The organism is Serratia sp. (in: enterobacteria) (assembly GCF_046715635.1).
Classification (GTDB): Bacteria; Pseudomonadota; Gammaproteobacteria; order Enterobacterales; family Enterobacteriaceae; genus Chania.
On the sequence record NZ_JBKJYW010000297.1, the window covers coordinates 23,543 to 29,542 of the forward strand.

A 6,000-nucleotide genomic window follows, 5' to 3' on the forward strand; every position below is an offset into this window, starting at 1 on the left:
ATTCCTTTAACCTTTACTCAACCCGGCGTTAATAATACCCGAGGTTGTGGGAGTGATATGATGACGGATAAAGTCCGTATTGATACTTTAAGTGCTAATTCATTACCACAAAGCAATGATACCTTTTTAGCAAGACAAGCCGAGTTTGAGTCTAACGTCAGAAGCTATCCCCGTAAACTACCCTTGGCCATTGCCAAAGCGCAGGGCGTATGGATTACTGATGTTGAAAATAATCAATACCTTGATTGTCTGGCAGGCGCCGGGACTCTGGCGCTGGGTCATAATCATCCTGACGTGCTTCAAAGCATTCAAAGTGTCATCAGCAGCGGCTTACCGTTACATACGCTGGACCTTACCACACCTCTGAAAGATGAATTTTCATCTTATTTACTCTCTTTATTACCGGGTCAGGGCGAAGAGTATTGCCTGCAATTCACCGGTCCGTCTGGTGCTGATGCGGTTGAAGCCGCGCTCAAACTGGCGAAAAAAGTTACCGGTCGTTCAAGCATCATCAGTTTCTCCGGCGGCTACCACGGTATGACGCACGGCGCGCTCTCCGTAACCGGTAACCTGTCACCAAAAGAAGCCGTCAGCAACATGATGCCGGAAGTGCAGTTTATGCCTTATCCGCATCAGTACCGCTGCCCGCTGGGTATTGGTGGCGACGCAGGCGTTAAAGCGCTGACGTACTACTTCGAAAACTTGATCAATGACGTGGAAAGCGGCGTACGCAAACCTGCGGCGGTGATCCTCGAAGCGGTGCAGGGCGAGGGCGGAGTGAACCCGGCGCCGGTCGAGTGGCTGCAGCGCATCCGTAAAGTCACGCAGGACCATGGAATTCTGCTGATCATCGACGAAGTCCAGGCTGGTTTCGCCCGCACCGGTAAACTGTTCGCGTTTGAACACGCAGGTATCGAGCCAGATATCATCGTTATGTCTAAAGCTGTCGGCGGCGGTCTGCCGTTGGCCGTACTGGGCATCAAAAAACAGTTTGACGCATGGGCGCCAGGCCACCATACCGGGACATTCCGCGGTAACCAGTTGGCAATGGCCACCGGTCTGACCACGCTTAAGCACCTTAAAGACAACGCCATTGCGGATAAAGTTGCCGCCCAGGGCGAGTGGCTGAAAGGCAAACTGGCCGAACTGCAAAAACGTTATCCGGTTATCGGTCACGTACGCGGCCTGGGCCTGATGATCGGCATTGAGATCGTGAAGCCTAACGAAGCAAAGGATCACATGGGATGCTACCCGGCGGATGGTGAACTTTCGGCATTGCTGCAGAAAAAATGCTTCGAATCTGGTCTGATTCTGGAGCGTGGTGGCCGCCATGGTTGCGTACTTCGTCTGTTGCCGTCTCTGCTGATCACCAACGCTGAGCTGGAAATTTTCCTCGATAAATTTGAAAATGCCTTGCTGGGCGCCGGTTTAATCGGAGATAACGATCGTGTCTGATAACAACCCAATTCTCTCCGGTTCGGCGCAGAGTATCGCCGCCTATGAGGATGCCATTGAGCAGAGCAGCAAAGCGGTTATCGAATGGTTAAAGCAGCCTGAAATGTATCAGGGTAAAACCGTCGACCAGCTGCGCGAGCGCATCCAGTTGAACTTTACCTCTCAGGGCCTGGGTAACCAGGCCGCCATTGAGCGTGCAGTTGAGTATTTCCTCAAGGACAGCCTCTCTGTACATCACGCACAATGTGTGGCGCATCTACATTGCCCGAGCCTGGTGATAAGCCAGGCTGCAGAGGTACTGATCAACGCCACTAACCAGAGTATGGACTCCTGGGATCAAAGCCCGTCAGCAACTATCATTGAGATCAAACTCATCGAGTGGCTGCGTGAGCAGATAGGCTACAGCGCTGGTGATGCCGGTGTGTTCACCAGTGGCGGCACCCAGAGTAACCTTATGGGGCTGATGCTGGCGCGGGATGCGTTCTTTGCGCGTCAGGGACACTGCGTTCAACAGCATGGTTTAACGGGCGATCTGAGCAAAATCAAAGTGTTCTGCTCTGAAAGCGCGCACTTCTCCGTGCAAAAAAACATGGCGTTGATGGGGTTGGGCTACCAGTCAGTCACCCAGGTGAAAACCGATGCGTTCTCGCGCATGGATCTCGCTGACCTGAAAACCAAACTGGCGCAGGCAAAAGCCAACGGTGAGCAGGTGATGGCGATTGTGGCCACCGCCGGTACGACCGATGCGGGTGCGATTGATCCGTTAACGGATATCACCGCGCTGGCCGCGTTGGAAAATATCTGGGTTCACGTTGATGCCGCATGGGGAGGGGCGCTGTTACTTTCTGAGAAGTATCGCCACTATCTGAACGGCCTGGAATCCGCAGACTCCGTGACCCTGGATTTCCACAAGCAGTTCTTCCAGACCATCAGCTGTGGTGCTTTCCTGCTGAAAGACGCACGTCATTACGAGCTGATGCGTTATCAGGCGGCGTACCTGAACTCTGATTTTGACGAAGAGCACGGCGTGCCGAATCTGGTGTCTAAATCACTGCAAACCACACGTCGTTTTGATGCCATGAAACTGTGGATGGGCCTAGAAGCTTTAGGTAAAAAGCAGTACGCCGAAATCATTGATAACGGCGTTACACTGTCACAACAAGTTGCTGAGTATGTTTCTGCACAGCCACATTTAGAACTTGTTATGCAGCCGCAACTGGCAAGCGTACTGTTCCGTTTCTGCCCGCAAAGTAGCGATCGTGCGTTTATCGCATTGTTGAACCAGCGTATCGGCGATGTCCTGTTGGCATCAGGTAGCGCCAACGTTGGGGTAACTGAAGCGGACGGCGTAACGTGTCTGAAGCTAACGCTGCTGAACCCAACGGTTTGCCTGGAAGACGTAAAAGTCTTGCTGACCAGCGTGAAAGAAACGGCTGAAAAATTGCTGAACGCGTAATCCTTTAGTTGCCGAATCTGCGTCGAGTTGCCAGGCGACTCGACGCAGCCAAAATGTTGCCGCTGGTGAAATCTGCTGGATAATGACAGCCATTAATTCTCAGATTTCACGTAGCGCGATCAAAAAGGAGGGCGTTTTGAACGATATTGCACAGCTTTTGCCAGTGATCCAATCATTGGAGGTCCAACTCCATCAGTCGGCAACACGCAACGATGCCAATATCGTCGGAGAATTGCTGCATGACGACTTTGAAGAGATCGGCTGTTCCGGGCTGCACTATGACAGACAGCAAACCATTGCGGCGCTAAAGGTAGAAAGCGGTCAGCCACGGATTTTTGCCGAAGCGTTCAAACTGGTGGCGATTGCCGATGGTGCCGTATTGTTGAGGTATAAAAGTTTTCAACGTGATGCGGATGGCAGCATGGTTCGCCGCGCCGAGCGTTCTTCGATCTGGTTGCAATCGTCACCAGAGAGCGGAGGCCATTGGCAGATGCATTTTCATCAAGGAACACCGATCGAGGATTGAAACCGATTGAGCATCAACTCGAACTCATGAACCAACTTCTAGGAAACCAAGCAGGTAAAGCGTGAAGGTGAGGTGAGATAAGCCTAGCGGGATAACCTGGTGCGTAACTCACAATGCAATTTAACATAATATACATTATGCGCACCATGGTAACGGTACGTGGAATCTGGTTATCTGGTGCTGTCATTGTCTTTCATTGGTCAAAGTCGAAAAATTCACTTGGTCAGCCAATCTGATGCTCTTACCTGACTTTTTCAGTACCAAATCTCAACCAAGGCAATCCGCTGATGCAACCGACAAAGCTTGTTCTTCATTTGCAGTTGACCGGTAAGGATCGAACGGTTGTTCGAGTACCCAACTGTCTCGGCCTTTGCCAAACTTGGCCAATATCCCATCATCGCGATCAGCAAAGATAACCTTTCCATCAAGCAACCTAGCCCAACCACCAATCATAACTTTCTCGGCCAACCCATTTCGCTACGGCCTTTTCAACATAACGAGTAACACATTATGCACACCTATATTGTTCGTGCTGTGTCATAAAGCGCTCCTTCTGTCGTTTGATTGTCTTAAACATACAGAATTCATGCACGGCGTTTAGCGTGTCAGATCAATAGATCCTGCCGTGACCATCATGAATATTGATTGAACTCATTTACCCGATAATGCCGCTTTGATAGTCTCGACATCTCTCTTTGATCATCGACAGGATTGTAGCGTTGGAAATCTTTTTTTAACCCACTGAAAAATATCTTATAAATATTTTTCATACATAAACATCCATGGTCCGTTCAGTTCGGATCCGGTTTTGTATGGGTTAAAAAAGGTACGTTATGAAAGTTACATGGACCGTCACGCCCGTGGGGTATCAGCGCATTGCGAAACGCTGCCCTTCATGCAGCGTAAAACGGGATTTCACGCCTTCGGGGGCTATTCGGATAAATTCGCAAAAGAAGCTGCTTGATATCTGGAGTATCTATAAGTGCACGCACTGCGACTACACTTGGAATATATCCCTATTTTCACGCCTGCACGTCAGAAAAATTAATCCTGAACTTTATCAGCGGTTGATAGCGAACGATATCGTTATGGTTCAACATTTTGCCTATGATAAAGAGACGCTGAAGCGAAACAACGCCGAGCTATCGGGTCGGCCTGATTTTCGCATTCAGGAGCGGTGGTCGGTCAGCATATCTCCCCGCAATCGGGTCAGGGTTAGCGTCAGGATTTCTCGTTCTTTTCAGGTCAGCCTGCTGTCGATTTTGCAGAAGCAACTCATGCTGAGCACAGGCGAAATCAAGAGACGGATTGAGTCAGGGAAAATAAGTGGCGTCACGATGAAAATGCTTAAATCGCGAAAGCTGAAGGCAGCGGAATATAAGTTTCAGCTGTCTGCGGAAACGCTGTACGCCCAACGCAGGATCGTTCTGACGCGTCGTTAAAAGCAAGAAGCTCATCTTGAGGTCAACTACGCCAGTATGGCAATAACTCAACAGACGGAAAGACCCAAGGTGAGCTTCAGGTGAATAACCATTACCTGTGGCATAAGATAAAGGCAGTCATGATAGCTACCAATTACCATACGGATACGCCTTCCCCTTAATAAAATCTATTATGTCTTTGCCATATCCATAAGAAAAATCACTCTTGGTTATCCCTTTGCAAAGCTCTAATTTATCCCTGGAAACAGTCTTTAAGACTGATGGCGTCACGCGATAATTAGGCTGATTACCGATGCCTCGTAACCAGACTGCAACCTTACCTCCCGGAGCCAGACCAATTTGTATGTTTTCGTAATACCCTATATTACCCTGATAATCCTTATACACGCTGGGTTTGCGCATTTTCTCTACAACGGCGTCAGACAAGGTCAGGTGAGTTTCATACACTCTTTTATCAATCACGGAGTCCCAGCAAAACAGAATATGCCTGGGGGGATGTTTAACGTGATTCCAGTGCCCTCCAGGTGCCCGATCGCTATCATTTCAATTGCCGATGACTTTATCCAGGTCCGGGGTGCTGTCCAACGTATTAAACCGGTAATCAATACCGTCAGCATCAAGAATTGAGACAAACGTTACCAGTGCGGGTAGCGCCCTGGGCGTGAAAAAATTAAATTTCCACTCGGTGGGCACATCGTTTTGGACAGAAGCCTCGGGCTGGCCCGCACCGTGGCACGCCATCAGCGCCAGTACCGGAAGAAGCCCCGCCAGACGGGTTAGGAACAATGTCTGCTACCAATTGCCGTAGGGATAGGTTTTCCCTTTGATAAAATCCTCAGTATTTCCCCCATATTCATAGCCGTTAGAAAACCGTGTTATTCCTTTGCAAATTTTTAAATCATCTCCGGATAACGTCTTCAGGACTGACGGCGTAATGCGATAATTAGGCTCCGAACCTATGCCAACCACCCACACCACCACCTTTCCTTCGGGAGCCAGACCTATTTGCACTTTGTCATAGGTATTATTGAACGGATCACTTTTCCCACTTGGGTTACGCATCTTTTCCACCACCGAGTTTGGTAAGGTCAGATGGGTTTCATACACCCTTTTATCTATCA

General features: G+C 49.5%; 6 protein-coding genes and 1 pseudogene. 5 read left to right on the forward strand and 2 right to left on the reverse strand.

What is annotated here, in order from left to right; all coding sequences use genetic code 11:
* Positions 1-57 precede the first annotated feature (57 nt).
* The 5 genes from ACLQ7H_RS15305 to ACLQ7H_RS15325 all read left to right on the forward strand — a co-directional run bounded on the left by ACLQ7H_RS15305 (position 58) and on the right by ACLQ7H_RS15325 (position 4,879).
* Entirely contained in the window at positions 58-1,455 is a 1,398-nt protein-coding gene (locus ACLQ7H_RS15305) for a diaminobutyrate--2-oxoglutarate transaminase (RefSeq protein WP_411753426.1), read from the forward strand.
* Positions 1,448-2,911 (forward strand): pyridoxal phosphate-dependent decarboxylase family protein, encoded by a 1,464-nt coding sequence (locus ACLQ7H_RS15310; protein WP_411753427.1) that lies wholly within the window; start codon positions 1,448-1,450, stop codon positions 2,909-2,911. The genes ACLQ7H_RS15305 and ACLQ7H_RS15310 overlap by 8 nt, the downstream gene beginning before the upstream one ends.
* 136 nt (positions 2,912-3,047) lie before the next feature.
* Complete coding sequence (locus ACLQ7H_RS15315) at positions 3,048-3,437, forward strand: DUF4440 domain-containing protein (RefSeq protein ID WP_411753428.1); 390 nt, start codon at positions 3,048-3,050, stop codon at positions 3,435-3,437.
* A 342-nt stretch (positions 3,438-3,779) separates the two neighbouring features.
* On the forward strand, positions 3,780-3,941 hold the full coding sequence (locus tag ACLQ7H_RS15320; protein WP_411753429.1) for a hypothetical protein: 162 nt from the start codon (positions 3,780-3,782) through the stop codon (positions 3,939-3,941).
* 329 nt (positions 3,942-4,270) lie between these two features.
* The gene (locus ACLQ7H_RS15325) at positions 4,271-4,879 is read left to right on the forward strand and encodes a DUF1062 domain-containing protein (RefSeq protein ID WP_411753430.1); all 609 of its coding nucleotides are present in this window, start codon (positions 4,271-4,273) and stop codon (positions 4,877-4,879) included.
* A 126-nt stretch (positions 4,880-5,005) separates the two neighbouring features.
* On the opposite strand, the pseudogene ACLQ7H_RS15330 reads toward ACLQ7H_RS15325, so the two are convergent.
* Both ACLQ7H_RS15330 and ACLQ7H_RS15335 read right to left on the reverse strand, forming a co-directional pair.
* Positions 5,006-5,665 (reverse strand): annotated as a pseudogene (locus ACLQ7H_RS15330) (DUF2931 family protein).
* A 6-nt stretch (positions 5,666-5,671) separates the two neighbouring features.
* The coding region (locus ACLQ7H_RS15335) for a DUF2931 family protein (protein WP_411753431.1) at positions 5,672-6,000 on the reverse strand (329 nt) is incomplete at its 5' end.